Annotated in this window: 19 protein-coding genes; 3 read left to right on the top strand and 16 right to left on the bottom strand. The window is 71.9% G+C overall.

From position 1 onward, the window contains the following. Positions 1-121: 121 nt before the first annotated feature. The 5 genes from ACWD02_RS21475 to ACWD02_RS21495 all read right to left on the bottom strand — a co-directional run bounded on the left by ACWD02_RS21475 (position 122) and on the right by ACWD02_RS21495 (position 4,991). Positions 122-937: an HpcH/HpaI aldolase family protein gene (locus tag ACWD02_RS21475; RefSeq protein WP_451213009.1), complete on the bottom strand. Its 816-nt coding sequence runs from the start codon at positions 935-937 to the stop codon at positions 122-124. Further along, on the bottom strand, positions 934-1,707 hold the full coding sequence (locus tag ACWD02_RS21480) for an SDR family NAD(P)-dependent oxidoreductase (protein WP_451213012.1): 774 nt from the start codon (positions 1,705-1,707) through the stop codon (positions 934-936). Before ACWD02_RS21480 ends, ACWD02_RS21475 begins: the two co-directional genes overlap by 4 nt. After that, positions 1,704-3,014: a histidinol dehydrogenase gene (gene hisD / locus ACWD02_RS21485; RefSeq protein WP_451213015.1), complete on the bottom strand. Its 1,311-nt coding sequence runs from the start codon at positions 3,012-3,014 to the stop codon at positions 1,704-1,706. Before hisD (ACWD02_RS21485) ends, ACWD02_RS21480 begins: the two co-directional genes overlap by 4 nt. A 106-nt stretch (positions 3,015-3,120) precedes the next feature. Further along, complete coding sequence (locus ACWD02_RS21490; protein ID WP_451213018.1) at positions 3,121-3,846, bottom strand: alpha/beta fold hydrolase; 726 nt, start codon at positions 3,844-3,846, stop codon at positions 3,121-3,123. Between the two features lie 5 nt (positions 3,847-3,851). Further along, positions 3,852-4,991, bottom strand: a complete 1,140-nt coding sequence (locus tag ACWD02_RS21495) for a cupin domain-containing protein (protein WP_451213021.1) — start codon at positions 4,989-4,991, stop codon at positions 3,852-3,854. Between the two features lie 132 nt (positions 4,992-5,123). On the opposite strand from ACWD02_RS21495, the gene ACWD02_RS21500 reads away from it, so the two are divergent. After that, the gene (locus tag ACWD02_RS21500) at positions 5,124-6,122 is read left to right on the top strand and encodes a LacI family DNA-binding transcriptional regulator (RefSeq protein WP_451213024.1); all 999 of its coding nucleotides are present in this window, start codon (positions 5,124-5,126) and stop codon (positions 6,120-6,122) included. A gap of 4 nt (positions 6,123-6,126) precedes the next feature. On the opposite strand, the gene ACWD02_RS21505 is transcribed toward ACWD02_RS21500, so the two are convergent. The 6 genes from ACWD02_RS21505 to ACWD02_RS21530 form a co-directional block, all read right to left on the bottom strand. Then, positions 6,127-7,554, bottom strand: coding sequence for an amino acid permease (locus tag ACWD02_RS21505; protein ID WP_451213027.1), 1,428 nt, complete (start codon positions 7,552-7,554; stop codon positions 6,127-6,129). 180 nt (positions 7,555-7,734) lie between these two features. Next, positions 7,735-9,096 carry a histidinol dehydrogenase gene (gene hisD / locus ACWD02_RS21510; protein ID WP_451213029.1) on the bottom strand — a complete coding sequence of 454 codons (1,362 nt, stop codon included), beginning with the start codon at positions 9,094-9,096 and terminating at the stop codon, positions 7,735-7,737. 135 nt (positions 9,097-9,231) lie between these two features. Continuing rightward, complete coding sequence (locus ACWD02_RS21515) at positions 9,232-10,143, bottom strand: LysR family transcriptional regulator (RefSeq protein ID WP_451213032.1); 912 nt, start codon at positions 10,141-10,143, stop codon at positions 9,232-9,234. A gap of 455 nt (positions 10,144-10,598) precedes the next feature. After that, complete coding sequence (locus tag ACWD02_RS21520) at positions 10,599-12,011, bottom strand: carboxyl transferase domain-containing protein (protein WP_451213035.1); 1,413 nt, start codon at positions 12,009-12,011, stop codon at positions 10,599-10,601. Further along, positions 12,004-13,455, bottom strand: coding sequence for an acyl-CoA synthetase (locus ACWD02_RS21525; protein WP_451213038.1), 1,452 nt, complete (start codon positions 13,453-13,455; stop codon positions 12,004-12,006). Before ACWD02_RS21525 ends, ACWD02_RS21520 begins: the two co-directional genes overlap by 8 nt. Before the next feature lie 77 nt (positions 13,456-13,532). Then, on the bottom strand, positions 13,533-14,816 hold the full coding sequence (locus tag ACWD02_RS21530) for an SLC13 family permease (RefSeq protein ID WP_451213040.1): 1,284 nt from the start codon (positions 14,814-14,816) through the stop codon (positions 13,533-13,535). A 224-nt stretch (positions 14,817-15,040) separates the two neighbouring features. Here ACWD02_RS21530 and ACWD02_RS21535 point away from each other — a divergent pair, with 224 nt between their 5' ends. Further along, a complete protein-coding gene (locus tag ACWD02_RS21535; protein ID WP_451213043.1) occupies positions 15,041-15,796 on the top strand; it encodes a FadR/GntR family transcriptional regulator in 756 nt (251 codons plus the stop codon). Positions 15,797-15,912: 116 nt separating this feature from the next. Then, on the top strand, positions 15,913-16,590 hold the full coding sequence (locus tag ACWD02_RS21540) for an esterase/lipase family protein (protein WP_451213383.1): 678 nt from the start codon (positions 15,913-15,915) through the stop codon (positions 16,588-16,590). Between the two features lie 16 nt (positions 16,591-16,606). Here the strand turns inward: ACWD02_RS21540 and ACWD02_RS21545 are convergent, their stop codons facing one another. The 5 genes from ACWD02_RS21545 to ACWD02_RS21565 all read right to left on the bottom strand — a co-directional run bounded on the left by ACWD02_RS21545 (position 16,607) and on the right by ACWD02_RS21565 (position 22,941). Further along, positions 16,607-17,662: a YncE family protein gene (locus tag ACWD02_RS21545; protein ID WP_451213046.1), complete on the bottom strand. Its 1,056-nt coding sequence runs from the start codon at positions 17,660-17,662 to the stop codon at positions 16,607-16,609. 127 nt (positions 17,663-17,789) lie between these two features. After that, complete coding sequence (locus tag ACWD02_RS21550; RefSeq protein WP_451213049.1) at positions 17,790-18,326, bottom strand: NUDIX hydrolase family protein; 537 nt, start codon at positions 18,324-18,326, stop codon at positions 17,790-17,792. Positions 18,327-18,341: 15 nt separating this feature from the next. Next, entirely contained in the window at positions 18,342-19,409 is a 1,068-nt protein-coding gene (locus ACWD02_RS21555) for an iron-siderophore ABC transporter substrate-binding protein (protein ID WP_451213052.1), read from the bottom strand. Beyond that, positions 19,409-21,250: an ABC transporter ATP-binding protein gene (locus ACWD02_RS21560; protein WP_451213055.1), complete on the bottom strand. Its 1,842-nt coding sequence runs from the start codon at positions 21,248-21,250 to the stop codon at positions 19,409-19,411. Before ACWD02_RS21560 ends, ACWD02_RS21555 begins: the two co-directional genes overlap by 1 nt. Continuing rightward, positions 21,247-22,941: an ABC transporter ATP-binding protein gene (locus ACWD02_RS21565; RefSeq protein WP_451213058.1), complete on the bottom strand. Its 1,695-nt coding sequence runs from the start codon at positions 22,939-22,941 to the stop codon at positions 21,247-21,249. The genes ACWD02_RS21560 and ACWD02_RS21565 overlap by 4 nt, the downstream gene beginning before the upstream one ends. Between the last annotated feature and the right edge of the window lie 27 nt (positions 22,942-22,968).

Genomic DNA, 22,968 nt, shown 5'->3' on the forward strand with positions numbered 1-22,968 from the left:
GTCAAGAGGCGGAGGAGGGGGTTCCGGTGGGGATTTCGGGCAGGGCCCGAACGGCTCATCCGGGCACGGCCGGGCACACTCCTCGGAGCAGATCCGAGGAGTTGTGCGCGGCCGTGCGGCGTCATGCGCGCCGGCCCTGACCCTCGCCCGGAGCGGGCGTCGCGAGGGACCGGTAGGTGTCCATCAGGACCTGGGCCATGTTGTAGAGCACCAGCTGCGCCCCCGACCGCCCGGCGGCCCTCGCGCCCTCGACGTCCGGCACGATCGACATCACCGACCGGCCTGCCTCACGGGCACCCCGGTGGGCCCGCGTGATGAGCGCGTCGACCACGTCCTGCCCCGGGAATCCGCAGTCCGCGGCCAGGTCGGCCGGGCCCACAAGCACCGCGTCCACCCCCGGGGTGGCGGCGATCTCCGGCGCGGCGGCGCAGGCCCGCTCCGTCTCGATCATCACCACCACCAGGGCCTCCCGCGAGGCGGTCACGTGGTCGGCAGCGGATACCGTGCCGAAGCGGCCCGCTCTGCTGTACGTCGCGAACCCCCGTCTCCCGAGCGGCGGGTAGTGGACCGAGGCCACCGCCCGCCGTGCGTCCCGTGCGTCGTCGACGTGCGGGTGGATGATCCCCGCGGCCCCCAGGTCCAGGCAGCGCAGGGCGAGGGCGGGCTCGGACGTACCCACCCGCACGAGGACGTCGATGCCCTGTGCGGCCGCGGCCGTCAGGTGGTGCTGGAGGAGCACCGTGTCGGCGGGACCGTGCTCGCAGTCGATGACCACGTAGTCCAGGCCCGCGACGCCCGCCATCTCCACCAAGGTCTCCGAGGGGAGCCGCAGCAGCGCGCCGTACAGCCGTTCGCCCGCCGCGAGCCGCTCCTTGAGGGACCGCTGCCCGGCTATCTCTGCCACGGCTGCTCCGGCGCCGTCGCCTGCCGCCGTCACCGCGCCACCATCCCCGCCGAGAGGTCGATGTCGGCGCCGCACAGCCCCGGCATCCGGAGCATCGCGGTGACCGCCGCGCCGACCTCGTCCTCGGTGACCATCCGGCCGAGGGCCGACCGCGACACGAACGCCTCCTCGGCCTGCGCGTAGCTGGCCCCGGTGCGTTCCGCCTCCAGGCGGAAGTTCCGCTCCATCCGCGGGCCCGCAACCGGCCCGGGGGAGAGGGAGTTGACCGTCACCCCAAAGGGTCCGACCTCGCCCGCCAGGGTGGTGGTCAGGCCGATGACCGCCATCTTGGATGCGCAGTAGGGCGTACGCCTCAGCAGCGGCCGCTTGCCCGACACCGAGGCGATGTTCACGACGTCGCCCGCGCCCCGCGCCGTCATGGCGGGCAGGAAGGCCCGGCACATCAGGAACACCCCGCGGACGTTCACGTCGAACACCTCGTCCCAGTCCCGGGCCGAGATCTCGGTCAGGGGAGCCACCGGCCCCGCGATCCCGGCGTTGTTGACGAGGACCGAGATCTCCTCGTCCGCGAGACTCGCGGTGAGCGCCTCGACGTCCTCGGGCCTGGACACGTCGCAGACCCGGTGCACCACACCAGGGCCGAGACGCGCGGCGGTCTCCTTCAGGGCCTGCTCGTTGCGGCCGGTGATCACCACCCGGGCCCCGTCCGCGAGCAGGGCGCGGGCGATGGCGGCGCCGAGTCCGCTGCCGCCCCCGCTGACCAGCGCGGTGCGCCCGGCCAGGGGTGTCGCGGGGGCGCTCACGCGGTCGCCTCGTCGTTCCACGGCAGCGTGCCGTGACCGTACTTGGCCGCCCGTACGTCGCCGGAGCGGGCGTGCCCCTCGAACAGCTCGACCCGCGCGGCACGCCCGCACACCTCGCCGAGCAGCGCGGACGAGGAGGTGTCGGTGACCTCCTGGTAGGTGACGGTCTTGAGGTACTTGCCCACCCACAGACCGCCGGTGTAGCGCGCGGCCCCGCGCGTCGGCAGCACGTGGTTGGTGCCGATGACCTTGTCCCCGTACGAGACGCAGGTCCCTTCCCCGAGGAACAGCGCGCCGTAGTCCCGCATCTTGTCCAGCGCCTGACGCGGGTTCTCCGTCAGGACCTCGACGTGTTCGCCGGCGTAGGAGTCGGCGATCTCGAAGGCCTCGTCGAGGGAGTCCGCGACGACGATCTCGCCGTGGTCGCGCCACGCGGGACCGGCGAAGTCCTTCGTCGGCATGCCGGGAAGGAGCCGCTCGATGTGGGCCTCGACGGCACGGCCGAGCTGCTCGGAGGTGGTGACGAGCACCGCGGGGGAGTCCGGGCCGTGCTCGGCCTGCGAGAGGAGGTCGACGGCCACCACGAACGGGTCGGCGTTCTCGTCGGCGATCACCAGGATCTCCGTCGGGCCCGCGAACAGGTCGATGCCCACCTCGCCGAACAACTGCCGCTTGGCCTCGGCGACGTACGCGTTGCCCGGCCCCGCGATCAGCGGCACCCGGCCGACCGTCTCGGTGCCGATGGCCAGGGCGGCCACGGCCTGGACGCCGCCGAGGAGGTGGATCTCGTCGGCCCCGGCCAGATGCATGGCGGCGACCGTCGCGGCGGGGATCTCGCCCCGGATCGGCGGGGTGCAGGCGGCGACGCGCTCCACGCCCGCCACCTTCGCCGTCACGATCGTCATGTGCGCGGACGCGGTCAGCGGGTAGCGCCCACCCGGCACGTAGGCTCCGGCGCCGGCCACGGGGACGTGGCGATGCCCGAGACGGACACCGGGCAGGGTCTCGATCTCCACGTCGTGCAGCGAGTCACGCTGCGCCTGGGCGAACGTGCGCACCTGCTCCTGTACGAAGCGGATGTCGTCCAGGACCGTCTCCGGCACATCGGCGACGATCTTCCTGATCTCGTCCGGGGACAGCCGGAACGACTCCGGGCTCCAGTCGTCGAACTTCTCGGAGTACTGACGGACCGCTTCGTCACCCCGGGCGCGGATGTCGTCGAGGATGGCGCTGACGCGGTCGGCGACATCCGCGCGGGCGGCACTCACCGTGCCCGCGGGGACGGGGGACTTGAGGAAACGGGGCATGACGGCTCTCTTTCTCGGGCTTCGGAAGGCTTGGGCTTCAAAAAACTCGGGCGTCAAAAAAAAGGGGGCGCTTCGTTCGTTCAGATGTGCGGCCAGGCGTGGTGGCCTACGACCGGGTCCGGCGCACCCGCGCCAGCAGGTCCCGCAGCGCGGTGGAGACGGCGGCGGGCCGCTGCCAGGGCAGCAGGTGTCCCGCCCCGGGAACTTCGCGCAGCTCGGCGTCCGGCAGGGCCCGCGCGATCGTCCGGTGGAAGTCCGGGGGGCACAGCGCGTCCTGGGTCCCGGACAGGACCACGGCCGGGCAACGGGCCCCGCGCAGCGCGTCGATCGCGTCCCGGCGAGTGGCCTGGGAGGCCAGCTGGGCGCGCGCGGCCCCGGGCCCCACGGCGTGTGCCATGTGCCGGTAGCGCCCGGCCGATGAGCTCGGCGGCCGGGGGACGGGGAACATGCCGGGCAGTGTCTGTTCGACGACGTCGGCGAACCTGCCGTCGGCGATCAGGCCGTCCATCGCACGCCAGGCCGCGTACTGCTCGGGCCGTGGTGCTCCCGCGTTCGTCGACATGACGCAGAGCCCGGCGATCCGGTCCGGGGACCGCCGCAGCGCCTCGAACGCGACGATGGCGCCGAGGCTGAGCCCGACCACGACGAACGGGCCGGACATCGAGGACAGCAGGTCGTCGGCCAGGGCCCCGATGTCCGGCTTGCTCAGTTCGATGTGGTGGACCGGGTGGGCATCGGGGAAGTCCACCTCCGACCACAGGCTCGGGTCGCACAGCATGCCGGGGGCCACCACCAGCGGCAGTGGTCCGGACGACGACTCGATGCGGGGCACGGCGGTCACCAGCGGCGTGCGGAGCGGGGGAGCAGTGCGTACGGCGCCACGTAGCCGTTGTGGTCGATGCCGAGACCCGCGTCGGCCGCGCACTTGGAGACCTCGTCGTCCCAGTCCAGGCGGACACGGCCGTCGCCGGAGTTGACGACCATGAGGTCGCCTCGCTCGTCACCGACGTTGCGCAGGGTGCGCCAGGCGTCCCGCGGCACGGAGAGCATGTCCCGCGGGCCCAGGCGTACCGAGACCGGGTCGGTGCGGTTGAGGGTGATCTCCCACTCCCCGTCCTTGACGATCAGCGTCTGCGTCTCGTGCTGCCGGTGCAGGGACACGCCCTGGCCCGGTTCGGCGCGCAGCCAGGCGACGTTGTGGCCGTGCGGGTTGAAGATGCGGGGTTCCTGGTGCAGGTCCTCGGTCATGCCGTACCCGATGACGCAGCTCAGCTGCACCCCGCCGCCGGGCAGGGTGCTGTCGAGGAAGGGCCGCTCGGACCAGACAAGGTCGTCCGCCGCCGCGACCCGGCGCTTCATCTCGTCGACGCCGTAGTGGCGAAGGCGGTCGATGTACTCCTGGGTCATCGGCTCGGTCAGCTCGGTGCCGGGCGGGATCTCGTCGCCGGCGACCGTGTCGATCAGCTTGTTGTCGGCGGTCAGGTACAGGCCGTGGCCCTCGGCCTCGCGCAGGACCGACGGGCCCCAGATGATGCCGCCGGTGTGGTCCATGCCGAGCACGGTGAACATCCAGCCGTCGTCGGGCCCGGTGTTGGTGAAGCCGCGGAAGATCCAGGTCGGGACGGAGGCGATGTCCCCGGCCTTGAGCAGGAGTTCACCCTCGGTGCCGTCGGCGCCCCAGCGAAGGAGGTACTCGCCCTCGGTGCAGACGAACACCTCGGCGGTGTAGTGGAGGTGGAGATTGTTGGTGATGCCGTGGGGCATGGCGGCCGCACCGATGTTGTAGCCGTGCGGCAGACGGAGATTGACGTGCTGGCCTGCGGCCTGCGAGACGCCGGGCCCGATCATCGCGTAGTTCTCCTTCCGGTCCGAGCCCGGGGTGCGGCAGTCGATGAAAGCCTGGTTGCAGGAGACGAAGTCGCTGCGGCGAACCGTGCGACGCCCCAGCTCGGCGGTGGACACGACGACATCGTTCATGGCTGCTCCTTCGAATGGAATACGTATGCATTCCATGACAGGTTCTGCACTGTCCAATGTCAAGGGGTATGGCATACGTATACTGAGAAGCGGGCCGTCGGAGGGGCGCGCCGGGCGATGAGGAGAGGGCCGATGGCGATCACGAGTCACGACGTGGCGAGGCTGGCCGGCGTCTCGCAGCCGACCGTCTCCCGCGCCCTGCGGGACGACAGCCGGGTGTCCGCGGCGACCCGCGAGAAGGTCCGGCAGGCGGCGCAGGCCCTGAACTACGTGCCCAGTGAGGCGGGCCGTACGTTGTCCACCCGGTCCACCCGGCGCATCGGGGTGATCGTGACCGACCTGACGAACCCGTTCTACCCGCACGTCATCGCCCCCCTGCACGACGAGCTCCAGCTCCTCGGCTACCGCATGATGCTGCTCACCGAGCGCTCCGACGAGGCGGTGGCCGAGGAGAAGCTCCTGGACCAGTCCCTGGACGGCGTGGTGCTGGCGACGGCCACCACCGACTCCGGTCTCCCGGCGCAGCTCGACCGGCGCGGCATGCCGTACGTCTTCCTCAACCGCGACACGGGCGGCCGCGGCGACTACGCCTCGGTCGTCGACAACGAGGGCGGCGGGCGTCTGGTCGCCCACACGCTCGCCGAGCTCGGACACCGGCGCATCGCGGGCATCTTCGGCGCGGCCAACACGACCACCGGCCGCGAACGCGAGCTGGGTTTCCGCCTCGCCCTGGCCGACGCGGGCATCGGACTGCCCGAGGACCGGGTGGCGCGCGGCGCCTTCGAGTACGAGACGGGGTATCAGGCGCTGCCCCGACTGCTCGACGCGGCACAGACGCCCACCGCGGTCTTCTGCGGCAACGACGTGGTCGCCATCGGTGTCCTGAACGCGGCGCTCGCGGCCGGGCTCCGGGTCCCCGACGACCTGACCGTGATCGGCTTCGACGACCTCCCCATGGCGGCCTGGGAGGTGTTCCGGCTGACCACGGTCCGGCACGACCTGCGGGAACTGTCGCGTCAGGCGGCGCGGCTGCTGGTGCGGCGCATCGACGGCGACGCCGACCCCAAGGGTGAACGCCTCGTCCTGCCGACCGAGTTCGTGCCCCGGGCGACGCACGCCAGGCTCCCCTGACCTCTTACCGCTGACCTGTCATGGCGCCGGTGCCGACGCCCGTGTCACCGGTTTCACCAGAGGGCCGGTCGCCGTGCCGCCGCTGTCGCAGGACTCCCACGGTGACCAGGACCGCCGCGAGGGCGAGGGAGAGCCAGAGTTCGAGACGGTGGCCGGGCAGGACCGCCATCAGGACGAGGACGCCGGCGATGAAGGCGATCGTGGCGAGGGTCAGATAGGGGAACGCCCACATCCGCACCTCGGTCGGCCGCGGTTCCTTGCGCCGGGTCGCGTACTGGGTGATGGCGATGACCATGTACATCATGAGGGCGATCGCACCGCTGGACGCGATGAGGTACGTGAAGACGCTCGGCAGAAGGTAGTTGGCGATCACCGCGGCGACGCCGATGACGGTCGAGGCGAGCACGGCGTTACGGGGCACACCGGACGCCGAGGTGGCGGCCAGCGCCGCGGGGGCGTCCTGGCGACGGGCCAGCGAGAAGGCCATGCGCGACGCGGTGTAGATGGCCGAGTTGAGGCAGCTGCTGACGGCTACGACAAGGACCACGTCCATGATCCGCCCGGCGCCCGGGATGTTCATCCGGTCCAGGACCGCCTGGTACGAGCCGTCGGCGAGGGCGTCGGAATTCCACGGCACGAGGCTCACCACGACGAAGATCGAGCCGACGTAGAAGAGTCCCAGGCGCCACACGACGGCACGGACGGCCTTCTTGATGTTCTTCTTGGGTTCCTCGGACTCGGCGGCGGCGATCGTGACGATCTCGCTGCCCTGGAAGCTGAACATCGCCGTGAGCAGTCCGGCGAGCACGGCCACCCCGCCCTTGGGCGCGAACCCTCCCTCGCTCCACAGGTGCGAGACGCCGTGGGCGTCCGATCCGGGCAGCACCCCGAAGATCGCGAGCGCGCCGAGCACGAGGAAGGCGACGATCGCGATGACCTTCAGGAGCGCGAACCAGTACTCGAACTCGCCGTAGTTGCGCACGGCCAGGAGGTTGCTGCCCGCGAGCAGGGCGATCATGGCGAGCGCGGGAATCCAGCTTGGAATGGCGGTGAGACCCGCGATGACCTCGCCCGCGGCGATGGCCTCGATGGGAATGACGAGGATGTAGAACCACCAGTAGAGCCACCCGATGGAGAATCCGGCCCAGCGGCCGAGGGCGCGGTCCGCGTACGTGGAGAACGAACCGGTGTCGGGGTGGGCGACGGCCATCTCCCCGAGCATCTGCATGACGAGCACCACCAGGGCGGCGGCCAGCAGGAACGAGATCAGCACGGCGGGACCGGCGGCCGCGACGGCGGTGGACGAGCCGACGAAGAGGCCGGCCCCGATCACGCCGCCGATGGAGATCATGGTGATCTGGCGGCCCTTGAGCCCTTGTTGCAGGGCGGGGCCCGCGGCCGTGGGGGCTGGGTCTGGGGAGGGGTGGTGCATGGGGAGATCCTCGGGGAGTGGGAGCGCGGGTGCCCTTGATAGGGGACGGTACTCACTCGTCCCGGGCAGGTGACGCCGGCGGCGGCCCGGGGACCGGACGCGCCCGGAGCGTGGCGCTCCGGACGCCGGGCCCCCTCGTCCCCGGCCGCAGGGGGCGAGGAGGCGAGGCGCGGAACTGGATCAGAGCTGCTCGCGCAGCGCTTCGGGGACCGCGTCGAAGGCGCCGGAGGTACGGCCGATCCGGTCGATCCGGATCGTGGCGGTGGCGCCGTGGGCGGCGAGGCCCTCGAAGGCGGAGATGCGCTCGACGGCGGGCGCCAGGGAAGCGGTGCCCTCCTTCACGGCCCGCTGATACGTGAGGGGCTTGAGGAAACGGGAGACGGAGAGCCCCGCGTTGTAGCGGGAGGTCTTGCCGGTCGGCAGCACGTGGTTCGTGCCGGCGATGCCCTTGTCGGAGTAGGCGACGGTGGACCAGGGGCCCAGGAAGACCGAGCCGTAGTTGGTGAGGTTCTGGAGGTAGAAGTCGTCGTCCTCCGTCTGGATCTCCAGGTGCTCCGGGCCGAGGATGTCCGACACGGCGACGGCCTGGTCCCGGTCGCGCACGACGATGACGGAGCCGAAGTCCCGCCACGCGGGTCCGGCGATGTCACGGGTGGCGAGGGTCTCCAGCTGGCGGTCCATCTCGGCGACGACCGCCCGGCCCAGCTTCTCCGAGGTGGTGATCAGGGCGGCCGGGGAGTTCGGGCCGTGCTCGGCCTGGCCGAGCAGGTCCGCGGCGACCCAGACCGGGTCGGCGCTGTCGTCGGCGAGGACGGCCACCTCGGAGGGGCCTGCGAGGAGGTCGATCCCGACCTGTCCGAAGAGCTGCCGCTTGGCCTCCGTGACGAAGGCGTTCCCGGCACCGACCAGCATGTCGACGGGGGCCTCACCGAGGAGGCCGAAGGCCATCGCGCCGAGAGCCTGGACGCCGCCCACGGCGAAGACGCGGTCGGCCTTGGAAAGGTAGGCGCCGTAGAGCACGGCCGGGTGGGCGCCGTGCTCACCCGACGGCGGGGTGCACGCCACCACGGTGGGGACGCCGGCCGTCTTGGCGACGCCCACGGTCATGAAGGCGCTGGCAAGGAGCGGGAAGCGGCCCGCCGGGAGGTAGGCGCCGACCCGCGACACCGGGACGTAGCGCTGTCCGCCCGCGACTCCGGGGGCGAGCTCGACCTCGAAGTCGGTCAGGTGCTCGCGCTGCGCGGAGGCGAAGCGGTGGGTGCGCTCGTAGCCCATCTCCAGGGCGGTACGGACGTCGGCGGGCAGTGCGTCGCCCGACTTCTTGAGCTCGGTGGCGCTGATCTCCAGGTCGCCGGACCAGCCGTCGAGCTCCTGTCCGTAGGCACGGACCGCGTCCATGCCCTTGCTCTCGATCTCCTTCAGCATCTGGGAGACGCGCTCGACCACCTTGGGGTCGCGCTGGGCGGGGGGACCGTCGACCTCCGGCTTCTTGAGCCACTGGAAGGGAGCGAGGGTCTTCTGTTCGTCGTGCGTGATCTGCATACCCGGGACCGTAGATGCGCCTGGGGCACAGGACTAGAGGGGTGATTCCTGCGTGTCCCACAGGGTTTCCCTGTGGGTTTTCCGGCGGGCCCGATATGTCGCCGATGGGCGCGTTTCCCCAGGTCAGGGTGCGGTTCAGGTCAGCAGACCGTGGCCGATCTCGCGGATGGTGTCCTCGGCGAGGCGGGCGAGCTCCCGGGTGGCGCGGGACAGGGGGCGGCCGCGGCGCCTGACGAGCGCGATGGTGTCGTAGAGCGGTTCGGCGAAGGGCGCGGTGTGCAGGCCGGCGGGGAACCTGGGGCTGTCGATCACCGCCCGGCTCGCGATCGTGTCGCCGACGCCGGTCGCCGCCAACTTCAGTGCTGCTTCCACGTGTTCGAGCTCGATGAGGGGATCGATACGGGCTCCGGCGAGCTGGGCGCGCTCGGCGAGCTGACGCCGGGTCGGGTCCTTCCAGCCGTAGTGCGCGTCGTACAGCACGAGCGGCGCCCGGCAGAATGCCTCGATGCTCACGGGTGTGCGGGTGCGTTCGGCACTCGCGCTGACGTAGCGCACCTCGTCCCGCATGAGGGGAGTGATGGCCAGCCCCTCGTCGTCGATGGGCAGGATGACGAGACCCGCCTCGATCCGCCCCTCGGCGACTGCCGATGCGGTCTCCGCGGAGTTCTGGCCCACGAGCCGGACGCGGACCGCCGGGTACCGGGCGTGGAACATCTGCACGAGGTTGGAGAGCAGGTAGTAGTCGGCGTTGCGCAGCACCCCGAAGGTGGCGGTGCCGCCGCCGAGCGACCCGAGGGAGTGCACGGCCCGGGTCCCGCTGTCCGCCGCGGCGAGCGATTCCTGGGCGTACGGCAGCAGCTCGCGCCCCGCGGCGGTCAGGGTCAGGGTGCGGCTCCCGCGCAGGAACAGTTCGGCGTCCAGCTCCGCCTCAAGGCGCCGGACCAGCTCGGATGCGGATGCCTGGGCGATGTCCATGGCCTGCGCGGCGGCAGTGAAGGAACCGAGCCGCTCGGCTTCGACGAAGGCCCGCAACTGATTGAGGGTCACGCGGCGCCTCCCGTCGGGGCGAATACCGGGAGGTGACTGCCGCGGGGCCGTGGAGGGGCGGGGCGGGTGGCGGTTCTGTGCATACCCGCACCTTAGGAAATGGCGGGGTGGTGGCGAGGGTGGCGGGTGTCGTGTTCTCGCCATGGGGCGGAGGCGAGGGGTGTCGAGCTCTCGTGCGCGTGGGTGGCCCATGCCGGGTCCACGTCACCGTCCGTAAGAACCCGTGGCGTCGGATCCGGGCGCAACGGCTGAAGTCCGGAATGCGGGTGGGCGTACTGGAGGCATGCCTTGAAGTCGTGTCCGCGTCGGCACCGACGACTGGAGCCAGGCGCCCCCGAACTGCCCCGAGATCCGACTGCGCATGGCCGCTCAATTCGGCGACGGGAGGATGCCTGACCCCCTCGTGGTGGCGAGCGGAGACTCAGCCGGGAGGCAGAAAGGGGGCGCGGAGGGGATCAGCCGTGATGGGGCGTCACGATGCCGCGTGCCACACCCAGTTCGACCAGGTCCTGCGGGCGCAGACGAAGTTGCTCCGCCGTCGCCCTGACCTCCTCCTGCCCTCGTTTGAGGATCGAGGTGGCCATCTCGGGGGCGATCACCGAGAAGTAGCTGTCCGGTGTCGCCCAGAGGTTGTCCGGTGACGCGAGCGCGAGCGCCCCGCCGGAGCCGCCCTCGCCGATGACCAGCGACGTGACCGGCACCGGTGAGGTGGCGACGGCGGCGAACAGATCGGCGATCGCCGCGCCCGCGCCCGCCCGTTCGGCCTCCGCTCCGTTGGCGGCGCCCGGGGTGTCGACGAGGGTCAGGACGGGGATCCCGAGCCGCCCCGCGAGCCGCACGAGACGCGCCGCGGTGCGGTATCCGGCGGGTGTCGTCGCCGTCCCGCACTGTGCCGCGAAGGCTACGGTCCGTCCTTCGCGCTGCCCGAACCCGCAGAGCATCCCTGGGTCCGTGCCCCCGCACCGGTCACCGCGCAACGGCGCCCGCTCCGTGAAGTAGGCGTCCAAATAGGCTGCCGCGCGCGGGCGTTCGGGGGCGCGGGCCCGGCTGACGGCCTCCCAGCCGGTGGCGGGCAGGTCGCGGCGGCCGAGCGCGCCGGGGGGTGCGGGGGAGTCGAGTGCACCGGCCACGAGGTGGGCATCGCGGGGAGCGGACAGCAGCCCGAGGCGCAGCGCCAGCGCCCCGCGCAACTCCTCGGGGCGTACGACGTCGTCGATCGCCCCGGCCGCGAGCTGGGCCTCGGCGGTGTAGGCGGTCGGATCCGCGTCCGCCGGGCGCACCCGGGACCCGGCGAAGCCGACCTGGCTGCCGGGCAGGGCGAGGATCAGGTCGGCGGCTGCCCCCAGGGTGGCCCATCCGCCGCCCGTGGTCGGATCGCGCAGGACGGCGATCCGGGCCAGGCCGGCCGCGCCGGTGAGCTCGGACTGCCGTGCGACGCGTTGCAGTTGGACCAGTGCGCGCATGCCCTCCTGCATGCGGCTGCCCCCGGTCGCGATCAGCGAGACGACGGGCAGCCGGTGGTCCCGGGCGTGGCGGTGCGCCGCTTCCAGGCGGTCCCCCGTGCGCTCGCCGAGGGAGCCGCCCAGGAAACCGAACTCGAAGGAGGCGATCACCGCGGGGGTGCCGCCCACGGTGGCGGTGCCGCAGACCACCGACTCCCGCTCGCCGGTTCGTTCCCCGGCGCGGGCGAGGGACTCGGCGTAGCCCTGCCAGCCGAGTGGGCCGTCCGGCCGGGATGCCGCGAAGTCGGCGACACACGAGGGGAGTTCGCGGAAGCTGTCCTCATCCGCCACGGCGGCGATGGCCGCGCGGGCGGTCCGACGGACGGTCGAGCGGAGAGCCGGGCCGCCGGGCGTCGGCTCAGGCATGGAGGGACCGCTTCATGATCTTCCCCATGTCGTTGCGGGGAAGCTCCGACAGGTAGCGCACCGTGCGGGGACGCTTGTGCGGAGCAAGCTGGGCGGCCACGTGGTCCGCCAAGTCGGCTGCTGTGGGCGGTTGTTCGGGGTCGGCGGGCACGATCCAGGCGACGACGCGCTCGCCCAGGTCGTCGTCGGGTTCTCCGGTCACGGCGGCCTCGCGTACGCCCGGGTGCTCAAGGAGGGCGTTCTCGATCTCACCCGCGCCGATCTTGTAGCCGCCGCTCTTGATGAGGTCGGTGGCCTTGCGGCCGACGATGCGCACATAGCCGTCGTCGTCGCGCACCGCCATGTCGCCGGTGCGGAACCAGCCGTCGGGAGTGAAGGCGGCGGCGGTCGCGTCCGGCCGGTTCAGGTACTCGGTGAACAGGTTCGGGCCGCGCACCTCGATCTCGCCGACCTCGCTCGGGTCCGCGGTCACGGCGCCCGTCTCGTCCACGAGGCGTAGCTCCACTCCGCCCAGCGGCACCCCGACGGTTCCGGCGCGCGGTTCGCCGTCGGCCCGCACGCTCGTGTTCATCAGGGTCTCCGTCATGCCGTACCGCTCGATCACCCGGCGCCCGGTGGCCGCCGCGATCCGCTCATGGTCGTGCACGGGCAGTGCGGCGGACCCGGAGACCAGGATGCGCGCGCCGGACAGGGCCTTGGCGAGGCCCGGGTCGGTGGGCAGTGCCTCCGCGATGCGGTGGTACATGGTCGGGACGCCGAACAGCATCGTGGCGCCCTCGGCCAGCTCGCGCCGCACCCCCTCGACGGTGAACCGGCCCAGGTGCCGCACCGAGCCGCCCCGGCGCAGCGGCCCGAGGATGCCGAGGATCAGCCCGTGCACGTGGAACAGCGGCAGCCCGTGCACCAGCACGTCGTCGGACGTCCACTGCCAGGCGTCCTCCAGGGCGTCCAAGGTGGTGGAGAGGGACCGGCGGGGCAGTACCGCGCCCTTGGGCGGTCCCGTGGTGCCCGAGGTGTAGACGATCAGGGCGGGGGACTCGGGGTCGGGCTCGACGGGCGGAGCCGCGGCCGTCGTGGTGTCGGTGAGGGTGATGTCCGTGCGTTTCAACGCCCGCAGGGACGCCGGGAGTTCGTCCTCGGGCGCCGCGAGCACCACCGTCGGGGCGCTGTCCGCCACGATGTGCCCCAGCTCGCGTTCGCCGATCTTCGGGTTCAGGGGAACCACCGGCACACCGGCGAGCAGCGCGGCCACCACGCCGACGGCGGTCTCCAGGGTGGGTGTGGCCCACAGCGCGACCCTGGGCGCCGAGCCGATCGAGGCGGCCAGGGAACCCGCCGCCGCGGCGAGCTCGGCGTACGTCAGCGAGCGTTCGCCGAAGCTCAGGGCGGGGAGGTCGGGGCCCGCGACGAGGGCCGGGAAGAGGGGCGGATGGGGGGAGCTCACGCTGCGTATCTCCTAGGTTGTCGTCACGGACCGTTGTCTTGTGCTGGTTCCATGGTTCTGTCTTGTGCTGGTTCGTCCTACCCGAATCCTGGCACCACGAAGACGAACCACACCGCGGCGGGCACCACGGCCACCACGATCCCGCCGTACACCATCAGCTGCCGGAAGAAGCGCTCCCGGTCGACGTCGGGGGCGGCGGCGAGCACCAGTGCGCCGTTGGTCGAGAAGGGGCTGACGTCCACGACGGTGGCGGACACGGCGAGCGCCGCGATCATGCCGACCGCCCCGATCTCGCCCTGGGCCAGGAACGGTACGGCGAGCGGGATGAGCGCGCCCATGATCCCGACGGAGGAGGCGAACGCGGAGACGAGCGCGCCGATGTAGCAGAGCAGTACGGCGGCGAGGAGCGGGACGCCGATGTCGGAGACGCCCTCACCGGCCCACTTGATGGTGCCCATCTCCTCCAGCACGCCGACGTAGGTCAGCACGCCGCAGATCAGCAGCACGGTCGGCCAGGCGATCTCGCCGACTGCCTTGCGGCTGACGTCGGGCCAGAACGCGCTCAGGAGCACGGCCAGCGTGATGGCGCTCAGACCGGCGTCGAGATCGAAGGCCAGTACGGCGACGACGAGGGCGACCAGGGCGGCGAGGGTGGCGATCTTGGCCGGATCGAGCCGCGAACCCGCCTCGTTCTCGGCCGACTTGGCCTCTTGCGACCGTGTCTTCGCTTCTCCGGGCTCGGCTTCCTCCAAGCGGCCGCCCAGCTTGAGGCCGCCGAAGAGGACGAAGACGATCCCGGCGATGATGAGGTTGACGACGAGCGAGGCGAGGAAGAGCACGACCTCGTTCCCCGGCAGATTCTCGCGCTCCATGATGCCGTTGACGATCGACCCGTAGATGCTGATGGGCGAGAAGCCGCCGCCCTGCGCCCCGTGCACCACCATGGCGCCCATCAGGAGCGGGCTGATCCCGTACCGCGCGGCGAAACTCAGGGCGATCGGGGCGACGATCGCCACGGCGGCCGGACTGACCGCGCCGATCGCGGTGAGCGCCCCGGTGATCACGAACATCACCCAGGGGATCAGGGCGAGCCGCCCGCGCACGAGGCGGATGGACGCGTGCACCAGCCAGTCGGTGGTGCCGTTGGCGCGGGCGATCGCGAACAGATAGGTCACGCCGACCAGGACGACGAAGAGGTCGCCGGGGAACCCGGCGAAGATGCCGTCCGCGTCGAGGTCGGCGACCAGTTCGCCGACCGCGAAGGCGGCGGCGAAGGCGAGCGCGCCCATGTTGATGGAGCGGGTGGTGGCGATCACGAAGACCACCACGAGTACGAGGATGGAGATGAGTTCGGCGGACATCGTGGGCTCCCGTCCCTGGGGCCGTCCCTCAGTGGCCAAGTGGCTGAGCCAATTTGGCCGTTGGCGGAACTCAGCGTCGGGGTATCGGTTTCGGCCGTCAAGAGATCGGACGCAAATTGGCTCAGCCACTTGCCCACTCGTCCACTGGATCGGCCGCTGTTAGGCTGCGGACCCATCGGCACGGGGACCGAAATCCGGCACTGAGGCCGAAATGGGGGTCTGGGATGTCTGACGCGCTGCGCCCCATGGGCAGGACGCGACTGTACGAGCAGGTGCTCGGCCGGCTGCGCGCCTACGTCGGCGAGGGCGGCCTGCGCTCCGGCGACCGGCTGCCGCCCGAGCGGGAACTGGCCCAGCGCCTCGGCGTGTCCCGCGCCTCCGTCAAGCAGGCCATCGTCGTACTGGAAGTGCAGGGCCTGGTCGAGGTGCGGCACGGCGGTGGCACCTATCTGGTCAAGGACAGCCTGGACGCCGAGCCCGTGGAGCGGCTCGTGGAGCGCAAGCGCCGGCTGCCCGACGTCCTCGAAGCGCGTGAGGCCCTGGAGACCAAGCTCGCCGAACTGGCCGCGGAGCGCCGTACGGACGACGACGTACGGGCGATGCGGGAGGCGCTCGACACGATGGCGCGGGAGATCGAGGCGGGCGAGCACGGGGTCGAGGGCGACCGGCTCTTCCACGCCGCCGTGACCGCGGCCGCGCACAGCGCGCTGCTCGCCGAGTTCATGCGCTCCATCGCCGAGCAGATCACCGAGAGCCGCAACGAGTCGCTGCGCCAGGTGCGGCGACCCGCCCGGTCCCTCGCCCAGCACCACGCGATCCTCGACGCGATCGAGGCCGGCCGGGGCCGCGCGGCGGCGGCCGCGATGCGCCGGCACGTGCGGACGGTGGCGAAGGTCCGGCTCCTGGACTGGAACCTGGACGACGAGGCGGGTGCGCCGATTCAGCCCGACCCGGGCACACCGGATCACCCAGAGGCTTGATACCTGCGGTAACTTCCCTGCCGCACAGGTCTGTTCATTCGTCGTCCCAGACCTCACCATTCTCGGCTGAACGTGGTGAAGACCGCCGGACCGAGGGGGAACCCGTGCTGCGCCGAATGTCCCTGCCGCTGACCGTCGCGGCCGTCGCCGCCCTCCTGCTGCCGCTGACCCCGGCCCAGGCGGACGAGACACCGAAGGCCGCCCGCACACCGGTGATCTTCGTCCATGGCTACAACGCCGACCCGGGCGTATGGGGCGCCCTGCGGGAGGACTTCAAGGCGTCCGGCTACACGGACGCGGAGCTGTTCTCCTGGGGGTACGACACGAGCCGATCGGTGAACGAGGTGCTCTCCGGCCGGTTCGCCGCCTACGTCGAGGAAGTGCGCGCGCGGACGGGCGCCGCCAAGGTGGACGTCGTCGCCCACTCCTTCGGAAGCCTCGTCACCCGCTGGTACGTCAAACACGGCGGCGGCACCGCCACGGTCGCGCACTGGGCTTCCCTCGCGGGCCCCAACCACGGCACCGCCACCGCCTGGGCCTGCGCCGCCTGGTCGCAGGCATGCCGTGACATGACCCCGGGTTCGTACGTCCAGGACGGGCTCGCGGAGGGCGACGAGACACCGGGAGGTGTCGCCTACGCGACCTGGTGGTCCCATTGCGACGAGGTCATCAACCCCGACAGCAGCGTGCGCGTCGACGGCGCGACGAACAACGCGGCGGGATGCCTGAAGCACAACGACCTGCTGGGGGACGACGGGGTGTCACAAGGCGTGCGCGACTTCGTCGGCGGCTAGCGGCAGTCGGCGATGCCTAGTGGCGGACGCGGAAGCGGGTCATCAGGTCCTCGCCCGCGGGGCCCGAGGCCGACTTGTCGACCACATAGGCGGTGCCCTTGTTCACGTGGACGTGGTTGGGCAGGGCCGCGGTGGTCACCGTCTTCACGACGGCGCCCTTGTACGGGTCGACGACCGTGACGGTGGCGGAGAGGCGGTTCACGGCCAGGACGTGCCCCGAACGGTGGTCGACGGCAACGGACTTGGTGCCCACGCCCGATGCCACCGACCGGGTGACGGCGCCCTTGCGGAGATCGACGACCGAGACGGTGCCCGCGCTCTGGTCACCGGTGTAGGCGGTGCGGCCGTTCTTGGAGAGTGCCACCGACAGCGGGCCGTCGCCGGTCGGGATGAGCCGCGGGCTCCCGGTACCGGCGGAGACCTCGATGATCCGGTCGCCGGTGTGGTCGGCCGCGTACACCGAGCCGGTCCGCTCGTTCACGGCCAGGCCCGTCGGTCCCGCGCCCGGGACGGTGACGCGCCGCTCCTCCTTGAAGGTGCGGGAGTCGAAGGCGACGAGGGTGCCGTCGCCGAAGGCGCTGGCCCACACCAGGTCGCGCCGCTCGTCGACGACGATCTCCCGCGCGTGGATCACGCCGGGCAGGGTGGCGAGGTGCTTGCCGGTGCGCTGGCTGTAGACGGAGACCGAGTTGTCGCGGGTGTTCGTCGTCCAGACGGTGTTGTGCTCGTCGTCGACGGCGACGCCGTACACGGACTGGACGGCTCCCGTGGCCGCGTTGGTCGCCGGCGCGAATCTCTTCTCCACCCGCAGCGAGTCCGGGTCGACCTTCAGCAGGCTGGATCCGGTGACGGGGGCCGGCGGCTGGCCCACCGAAGAGGCGACCCAGAGCGTGTCGTTGCGCTCCGAGTACGCGGACTGATAGAGACCCGGCGCGATCGGCGCCGAGGTGGCGGGGGAGCCGGCGCCCGCGGTGACGGCGCCCGCGGTCCCGGTCGAGGCCAGGGCGCCGCCCGCGGCGAGGGACACGGCTATCGCGGTGGTACGGCGGGCCCGGCGGATGGTTGAGCTCATGCTGCGTCGATCTCCTTGGCAGGGGTGCCTCCGGAGGAAGGCACTCGCCGATCAACTTAGCCGAGCCTTACCTAATTCGTCACCGGGGGTTTCGCGGGGCGGTGCGCCGGGCCGCGCCGGACTCCGCTCAGGTCAGGCAACCCGCGTGCGCGAGTGCCTGCTTGAGCAGGACGCCGTGGCCGCCCGGCATCTCGCTCTGGACCACCTCGGACGAGGCCTCCTGCGGACTGAACCAGGCCAGGTCGAGGGCATCCTGCCGGGGACGGCAGTCACCGGCCACCGGGACGATGTAGGCGAGGGACACCGCGTGCTGGCGGGGGTCGTGGAACGGCGTGACGCCATGCGTCGGGAAGTACTCGGCGACGGTGAAGGGCTGCAGGGAGGCCGGGACGCGGGGGAGCGCCGCCGGGCCGAGGTCCTTCTCCAGGTGGCGCAGCAGGGCGTCGCGTACCCGCTCGTGGTGCAGGACCCGGCCCGAGACGAGGGAGCGGCTGACCGCTCCGTCCCGCCCCATGCCCAACAGCAGTCCGATGCTGGTGACTTCGCCGTTGTCGTCGACGCGCACCGGCACGGCCTCGACATACAGGATCGGCATGCGTGAACGGGCCTGCTCGAGCTCGTCGGAGGTCAGCCAGCCGGGTGTGGTTTCGGTCGTGTCAGACATCGGCTGATCATACGTTCACTGGCTCCCGGCGTGCTGCTTCACCTTGGTCGCGGTGTCGCCGTCGACGGCCGACGCCAGCTGCGGCACCAGGCGCTCCAGCATGTACGGCAGGCTCAGGACCGACACGAAGGAGACGGAATTGCCGTAGTCGCTCGCCTCCGCCACGAAGACCTCACGGTCCTCCTCGGCCACGTCCAGATCGGCGTAGAGGGCGTTCTTGTCGAGCTTGGCCTCGTCCTTCGCGGGGTCCGTGGCGATCCACACGATCGCGTCCGTGTCCAGCAGGTCGGTGCGTTCCTTGCTGATGTTGGCGCCGAACTCGTCGCCGATGACCTTGTCCAGGTCGCCCGGCAGGGTGAAGCCGAGGTCGGTGAGCACGCGGGAGCGGGGGTCCTGGCTGCCGAAGGCGAAGATTCCCTCGTACGGAGTGGCCATCACGGCGCTCGACTTCGCGAACGCCGGATTCTTCCTGGCCGCGGTCTTGAACTCGGCCTCGACGCCCGTCACCAGCTTCTGCGCCTCGGTCTCCTGGCCGAGCGCCTTGCCGATGGTCTTGGTCTGCTGCTGCCACGGGACCCCGAAGTCTTGGTACTCCTTCGGCTGGGCGACCACCGGGGCGAACTTCGACAGGGTCGTGTACTGCTCCTTGGTGAGGCCCCCGTAGACCGCGAGGATCAGGTCGGGGCGGAGCGCCGCGATCTTCTCCGTCTGCGGGCCGGTACCGGTGTCCTTCAGGACGGTCGGTGCCTTGGCGTCGCCGAGCTCGTCGGCGGCCCAGGGGCCGATGGCGCCCTTGTAGCCGCCGAGCCACTCGGTGGTGCCGACCGGCACCTTGCCCAGGGCGAGCACGGCGTCCTGGTCGGTGAGGCCGACGGTGACGATGCGCTTGGGCTCGGTCTTGACGGTGGTGCTGCCGTACTTGTGCGCGATGGACACCGGGAAGGCGCCGTTCGCGGACGCGGCGTCGTCCGATCCCGCGTCGGAGTCGTCCCCGGAGCCGCAGGCAGTGGCGGTGGCGATGAGGAGGAGTGCGGAGGCGAGCGCGGTCGCGAGGCGGCCGGTGCGTCTGGGAGAACCGGGCATCAGTCGTCGTCCTTCACGGTGGTGGTGTCGGTGCCGGCATGCTGCGTGGGGGTCTCGTCGCTCGCGGTACGGGTGCCCGACCACGCCTGCCACAGGGAGGCGTAGGGCCCGGTGCCCGCGCGCAGTTCGTCGTGGGTGCCGCTCTCCACGATCCGGCCGTCCTCCATCACGACGATCCGGTCCGCGGTCGCGGCCTGGGTGAGGCGGTGTGCGACGACCAGCGCCGTGCGTCCCTCGACCGCCCGGCCCGCTGCCTTCTCCAGGAGACGCGCGCCGGTGCTGCCCGCCTCGGCGGTCGCCTCGTCGAGCACGGCCACCGGCGGATCGGCCAGCATCAGCCGGGCCAGGGCGAGTTGCTGGACCTGGGCGGAGGTGAGGCGATGGCCGCCGTCGCCCACGACGGTCTGCAGTCCCTCGGGCAGGGCCTCGGCCCAGTCGATGGCCTCGACGTCGGTCAGCGCCGTGCGCAGTTCGTCGTCGGTGGCGTCGGCACGGGCGAGGCGCAGGTCGTCCGCGAGCGGCCCGGCGAAGACGTGCGTCTCCTGGGTGACCAGGGCGACCGGAAGGCCGTTGCCCCGGCCCCGGGTGCCGGTCAGGTGCACCGATCCTGAGGTCGGCCGGTGCACCCCCGCGATGAGCTTGGCCAGGGTCGTCTTGCCCGCGCCGCTCGGGCCGACCAGCGCCACACGTTCCCCGGCCCGGAGCTTCAGGTCCACCGCTTGCAGGACGGGCTGCCCGGGCACGTACTCGTGGTCGATGCCGATCACGGTGACGGTGCCGTCCGGTTCGGTGCCGGGCTGCGTCAGCGGTGTGGCCGCGGGCTCGGGGGTGACCTCGTCGGCGACGCCGACCAGGCGGGCGAGCGAGGCGGTCGCCGACTGCGCGTCGTCCAGGAGCACGAGCGCGGAGTTGACCGGCGTGAAGAGGCTGTGGAAGTAGAGCGCGGCGGCGGTCGCGGTGCCGATGGACACGGAGTCCGCGCGGACCAGGAAGAAGCCGGTGACGAGGACGGCGGTGAGGCCGAGGTACTCGGCGACGTGCAGCCGGTTGTAGAAGTCGAGGACGAGTCGGATGCCGCGCATCTTCAGCTCGACCGCCGTCGAGCTGCGCCGGGTCACCCGCGCGGTGTGCTCCTCCTCGATGCGGAAGGCCCGCACCGTGCCCGCGCCGGCGATGGTGTCGAGCAGCTGCTGCTGCTGGGCCCCGGTGGCGATGCGCTGCTGGGCGTAGAGCGGAACGGCGTGGCGGACGTACCAGCGGGCGGTGGACGCCTGGATGGGCACCGCGAGGAGGGTCGCGACCAGGAAACGCCAGTCGAGCGCCGCCATCGCCACCAGCGTCAGCAGGATGGCGAGGAGGGAGCGGGCCAGTTCGGGCAGCGCGCTGCGCACCGCCTCGCCCACCACCGACACGTCCCGGGTCACCCGCGCGGTGAGGTCGCCGGCCCCGGCCTTCTCCACCTGTTCGAGCGGCAGCCGCAGGGCCTTCTCCACGAACCGCTCGCGCAGTTGCGCGAGCACGGTCTCGCCGAGCCGGGAGACGAGCGTCAGACCGAGCGAGGTGGTCCCGCCGTGCACGAGGGCGACCAGGATCAGCAGGACGACCGGCAGCGTGAGGTCGCCCGCCGGGCGCTGCTCCGCCACCAGGTCGACGATGCGGCCGAGCAGCGGCTGCACCAGAAGGCCCACGGCGGTCGCCGCGATCATCACCCCGAAGCCGCCCACCGCCAGGCGGCGGTAGGGGCGGACCAGTTCACGGACCGCGGCGCGGGTGCGCGTAGCGGTGGCGGTGGGGAGCAGCTCGCGGGTGTCCGTGTGCTGCTCGGCCGAGGTCTCGTTCATGCCAACACCGCCGTGCGATAGGCCTCATGACGCTGGATCAGGTCTGCGTGCGGGGCCGTGTCGATGACCCGCCCCGCGTCCAGCAGGACCACGCGGTCGGTGACCGAGAGGAGTGCGGGACTCGTGGTCACCAGGACCGTGGTGCGGCCCTTGCGGATCTCGCGGACACCGGCCGCGATGCCGGCCTCGGTCACGGCGTCCACCGCGGTGGTCGGATCGTGGACCACCAGGACCGGGGGCTCGGCCGCCAGTGCTCGTGCGAGGGCGACGCGTTGGCGCTGCCCGCCCGAGAGCGAGCGGCCGCGCTCGCCGACCGGCGTGTGCTCACCGTCCGGCAGGGTCCGGGCGACCTGCGCGACGCCGGCCGCCGCCATGGCCTGCTCCGGGTCGGTGGCGTCGGACGCGGCGGCCGTGACGTTGTCGCGGACGGTGCCCTCGAAGAGGTCCGCGTCGTGTTCGGCGACCAGCATGGCCGTACGCAGTTCGGCGGGGTCGAGGTCCCGCAGCGGGATGCCGTCCAGCTCCACGGTCCCGGCCTCCGGGTCGGTCCGACGGGCCAGGCAGCGCAGCAGGTCGCCCGCGTGCGCGGGGTCCGTCGCGACCACGCCGAGCAGTTCGCCGGGCGCGACGTCCAGGTCCACGCCGCGCAGCCCGCCGTGCCGTACGCCGTCGAGCCGTACCGCTCCGCGCACCGGGAAGGGCAGGCTCCGGTCCCCGCCGGTGACGACGGGCTCGGTGGCGACCACCTCCGCGATCCGGCCGGCCGACGCCCGGCCCTGGGCGAACTCGGCGTTGACCCAGGCGAGCACCTCCAGCGGACCGAGGAGGAAGAGCGCGAGCCCCACCGCCGAGACCAGCTCGCCCAGGCTGATGCTGCCCTGGGCGGCCAGCCTGCCGCCGACCAGCGCGACGGCGGCGATCAGGCACCCCGTCAGCGCGAGGACCATGCCGCTCTGGAAGGCCTGCGCGCGTGCCGCCTTCAGGGTGGCGCCCAGGGAGTCGCGGCTGGTGGTGCGGTAGCGGGCGATGGCGGCGGACTCGCCACCGATGCCCTTGAGGATGCGCAGGCCCGTCACCAGGTCGGCGGCGACGGCCGAGGCGTGGGCCGCCCGCTCCTGCTCGGCCTCGCTGCGGCTCTCCAGGGGCTTGCTCAGGAGATGCCCGAGCCAGAGCAGCACCGGTGTGCCGAGCAGTACGACGAGGCCGAGCGTCAGGGACATGCGCAGCAGGACGACCGCGCAGGTGAGGATGCCGGTCAGTGCCGAGATCCCGGACATCAGGGCCATGTTGACGGCGCCGACCCGCTTGGCGTCCTCGGTGGCGATGTTCGCCAGGGCGCCGGGCAGCCGCCCGTCCTCGGCTCCGCCGCCGGGATCCAGGATGCGGCGTACGAGGGAGACGCGCAGGGTGTGCTCGGCGCGGGCGGCGGAACGCTCACCGGCCATGGCGCCGAAGCGGAAGCTCAGCGCGAGCGCCACATAGCCGACGGCGAGGACGCCGAGGCACATGAGCAGGGCGCCGGTGTCGGAGTCGGTGACGGCCTGGTCGATCGCGACACCGATCAGGACGGGGACCAGCGCCTCGCCTATCTGGTGCCCGGAACCCAGCACCGAGCCGACGGCGACATCGCGCCGCTGGCCCCGTATCGACTCTCTCAGGACGTCCCGCCCCGACGGACTTGAGGAACTCACCCGCCACCTCTCCAGGGCCGGACAGTA

It is taken from the genome of Streptomyces sp. NPDC002853 (assembly GCF_053591915.1).

What these genes read in the sequence shown, in the direction of transcription:
- ACWD02_RS21535 (WP_451213043.1), top strand. Translation starts at nt 15,041, where the DNA reads ATGTCTGACGCGCTGCGCCCCATGGGCAGGACGCGACTGTACGAGCAG.
- ACWD02_RS21540 (WP_451213383.1), top strand. Translation starts at nt 15,913, where the DNA reads ATGTCCCTGCCGCTGACCGTCGCGGCCGTCGCCGCCCTCCTGCTGCCG.
- ACWD02_RS21560 (WP_451213055.1), bottom strand. Translation starts at nt 21,250, where the DNA reads ATGAACGAGACCTCGGCCGAGCAGCACACGGACACCCGCGAGCTGCTC.
- ACWD02_RS21545 (WP_451213046.1), bottom strand. Translation starts at nt 17,662, where the DNA reads ATGAGCTCAACCATCCGCCGGGCCCGCCGTACCACCGCGATAGCCGTG.
- ACWD02_RS21495 (WP_451213021.1), bottom strand. Translation starts at nt 4,991, where the DNA reads ATGAACGATGTCGTCGTGTCCACCGCCGAGCTGGGGCGTCGCACGGTT.
- ACWD02_RS21530 (WP_451213040.1), bottom strand. Translation starts at nt 14,816, where the DNA reads ATGTCCGCCGAACTCATCTCCATCCTCGTACTCGTGGTGGTCTTCGTG.
- ACWD02_RS21550 (WP_451213049.1), bottom strand. Translation starts at nt 18,326, where the DNA reads ATGTCTGACACGACCGAAACCACACCCGGCTGGCTGACCTCCGACGAG.
- ACWD02_RS21505 (WP_451213027.1), bottom strand. Translation starts at nt 7,554, where the DNA reads ATGCACCACCCCTCCCCAGACCCAGCCCCCACGGCCGCGGGCCCCGCC.
- hisD (WP_451213015.1), bottom strand. Translation starts at nt 3,014, where the DNA reads ATGCCCCGTTTCCTCAAGTCCCCCGTCCCCGCGGGCACGGTGAGTGCC.
- ACWD02_RS21520 (WP_451213035.1), bottom strand. Translation starts at nt 12,011, where the DNA reads ATGCCTGAGCCGACGCCCGGCGGCCCGGCTCTCCGCTCGACCGTCCGT.
- ACWD02_RS21555 (WP_451213052.1), bottom strand. Translation starts at nt 19,409, where the DNA reads ATGCCCGGTTCTCCCAGACGCACCGGCCGCCTCGCGACCGCGCTCGCC.
- hisD (WP_451213029.1), bottom strand. Translation starts at nt 9,096, where the DNA reads ATGCAGATCACGCACGACGAACAGAAGACCCTCGCTCCCTTCCAGTGG.
- ACWD02_RS21500 (WP_451213024.1), top strand. Translation starts at nt 5,124, where the DNA reads ATGGCGATCACGAGTCACGACGTGGCGAGGCTGGCCGGCGTCTCGCAG.